Here is a 2,840-nt window from a genome sequence, read left to right as displayed (position 1 = left end):
GCGGCGTGCTCAGCAATGACGACGCAGCGACGACCGCGATCCTCAGCGCCTTCGGCGTGCTCGTCGTCCTGTGCGTGCTGGCGAGGTGGCTCGTGCCGGCTGGGCTGCGGGCGCTCGCGGCGCTGGCGCTGCCCGGACCGGCTTGGCTCGTGGCTACCCGGACCGCGGCGCTAGAGTCCCGGCGTTCCTCCGCCACGGTCCTGCCCTTCCTCGTGGCGATCGGCATGGTGGCTGTCATGTTCGGGGTGCAGTCCGCTGGCATCGGCAACATGCAGGTCTCCGGCTTTGTGACGCTGTTCGGGCTGGCCTTCCTCACCGCGTGGACAGGCGGAGTGGCGGTGATCGCCATGAGTGCGGGACACCGTCGTCGTGACGCGGCCCTGCTGAGCGCGGCCGGTGCGAGCGAGTCGGCGGTGCTCGGCATCGAGGTGCTGGAGGGCGTACTGCACGCGGCGTGCGCCATCATGCTGGGGCTCGTGGTCTCGGTCGGGACGAGCGCGCTACTGGGTGAGCTCCTGGACCGGCCCGTCAGGCAGGTCGTGGCCCACGGCCCCTGGACGGCCATGGGGCTGGTCAGCGCGATGACACTGGCCACGACCTGCCTGGCCATGGTCCTGTCCTCCCGCGCCGGCCGTCGAGAGAGCCTGGGGCAGACCCTGCGGGACCGCGACTGAGCGCAAGGGTTTTCACTCAGACCGTGGTTTCCTGCTCACAACCGTGGGTTGTGGGCAGCGCAACCTACGGTTCCGCGCGGAAAGCTACGGTCTAGATGACCGGCTCCAGCACTCAAGCGGCCAGGTGCGCGGCCGGGTGGGTCTCATCAGGCCCCTCATTGCGGTGCGCAGCGTCCCACCCGCTGCGAGACTGGGTGCATGAGGACATCGAGACTGCAAGGACGCCCGTGGCTGAGCCTGGTGCTGGTCTGCACCGGACTCGCACTGGTCTCGCTCGCCTCGAACTGGGTCTCTGTCAGCGAGTTGGAGGGCCAGATACAGGTGTTCTCCTTCCTGCGTAAGACGGTGAGCAAGCTCGTCAACTGCGGCACTGTGTGGGCTGGCATTGGAGTTTTCGCAGGCTGGCTCATGAGCCGTCCGACGATCTCCGTGGTCGCTGCGGTCCTCGCCGCTGAGGGCACGCTCGCCTTCCACTACGGGCTCGGCCAGCTGGTGGGCATGTACAACGTCGGGATATGGGCGGAGAACACCCACTGGTTCATCCTGGGCGTCCTCGCCTGCGCTCCCCTTGGCCTGGTGGGGTGGGTGGCCAGGCGACCGGGCTGGCCGGGGCTCGTGGCCGGTCTCGTGGTCCCGGTGGGTGCCGTGGCCGAGCCGTGGGTACGCACCTGGCTCTTACAGCCGTCCTTCCTGCCCTGGCCTGAGCGCTGGGCAGGCGTCGCCTGCGGGCTCGTGCTCACCGTTGCCGGCCTGGCCGGGGCCTGGCTCGTTACCCGCAAGAAGATCCTGGCTGGGCGAGCGGGCAAGGCCCATCCTCAAGCACCTCGCTGAACCAGCTCCCGCGCGCCCTCCGCTACCCCATGCCGACGCCCGCTACCCCAACGCGCCCTCCGCTACCCCATGGCGCGCGCTACGGGGGTGCGAAGGACACCAAGGGGTAGCGACGGCGACAGCGGGGTAGCGACGGCGAGCAACATTCACTCGCCGCACCCGCTTGCACCACAGGGTTGACACAAACGTCCAGGACGAGCACTCTTGTATCATCATCTCAACACAAAGGAGCCGTTGTGTCACCTCTTCCGTACATCGCTCTCCTCCTCGTCCTCACCGCCGTCTTCCTGACCCTCGTCATCAGCGCGCTGCGCGCCACCTGTCCCCGTCCTGCCGCACAGGCCCACCCGCTGTCAGCAATCATCCGGCACTCCACGCGTACCCGCGCTGCAGCGGTCCTTTTCGCGCTGGCCGCCACAGCCGCCGCCTACCTCAGTGGGCACCCCGAGGGCGTGGCACTCTTCGGGATCGTCGGGCTAGCCATCCTGCTGCTCGGCGAGCGTCGCTCCCCGGCCGTCATGGCCCCGGAGCGCACCGCCTCCCTGGCCCGCCGACGCATCGTCGACTACCTACCCGCCACCGGCCTCGTCTTGCTCCTGCTGGCCGTGCTCTCGCTAGCCGCGGACGCCGCCGTCGGGCTCCCTGTCACAGCCGCCGAGCCCTGGCATGCCCCTGGCGGTCCCGCCCTACCCGCAGGCTCCTACTTCCTCGGGGTCTCAACGGCGTCAACGGGCGAGGCCATCTCCAGCGCCTACGCCCCCTGGCCCGGGCCACGCATGCTGGTACCTCTTGCCGCAGGCCTGATCATCCAGCTCACCGCGAGTCTCCTCGCGCTGCGGCGGGTCGCCACGCGCGGACAGGTCGGGTCCCGCCCCGGCCCGCTCGACCAGGCGCTACGGCGCTACCTGGCTGAGGGAGCGCTCGGGCTGCTCCTGGTCTCCGCTGCGCTCCCCCTTCCGCTCCTGGGCGTCCCCATGATCGAGGCGGCCACCTGGGAGGCTGCCGGCTGGGACTACGGGCGCGGCACGATAGGCGGTGTCGGTATCGTCGTGGCGGTGGCGTCGATGGTCTACGGCGCGGTCCTGCTCGCTCGCTCCCCCCGGCAGGTGTCGGCATGAACCTGACGATCACGATCACAGACTCCCCCACCCCGCCCTTTGAGCAGGTCCGGTCCCAGATCGCCTCGCTCATCGTCGACGGTGCCCTGGAGGAGGGCCAGCGCCTTCCCCCCGTGCGTCAGCTCGCCGGCGACCTGCGCCTCGCCCCGGGCACCGTCGCCCGCGCCTACAAGGAGCTGGAGGCGGCCGGCATGGTGGTCACGCGCCGCGCTGCCGG

General features: G+C 70.1%; 4 protein-coding genes. All 4 read left to right on the top strand.

What is annotated here, in order from left to right:
- On the top strand, nt 1-674 hold a 674-nt coding region (locus tag HMPREF0058_RS08840; RefSeq protein ID WP_006549434.1), incomplete at its 5' end, for an FtsX-like permease family protein.
- Nucleotides 675-872: 198 nt separating this feature from the next.
- Nucleotides 873-1,505, top strand: a complete 633-nt coding sequence (locus HMPREF0058_RS08835) for a hypothetical protein (RefSeq protein ID WP_006549433.1) — start codon at nt 873-875, stop codon at nt 1,503-1,505.
- 236 nt (nt 1,506-1,741) lie between these two features.
- A complete protein-coding gene (locus HMPREF0058_RS08830; RefSeq protein WP_006549432.1) occupies nt 1,742-2,623 on the top strand; it encodes a hypothetical protein in 882 nt (293 codons plus the stop codon).
- The coding region (locus tag HMPREF0058_RS08825) for a GntR family transcriptional regulator (protein WP_006549431.1) at nt 2,620-2,840 on the top strand (221 nt) is incomplete at its 3' end. The genes HMPREF0058_RS08830 and HMPREF0058_RS08825, both read left to right, overlap by 4 nt.

Source organism: Actinomyces urogenitalis DSM 15434 (assembly GCF_000159035.1).
GTDB lineage: Bacteria > Actinomycetota > Actinomycetes > Actinomycetales > Actinomycetaceae > Actinomyces > Actinomyces urogenitalis.
This window is presented reverse-complemented; position numbering and strand designations above follow the sequence as displayed.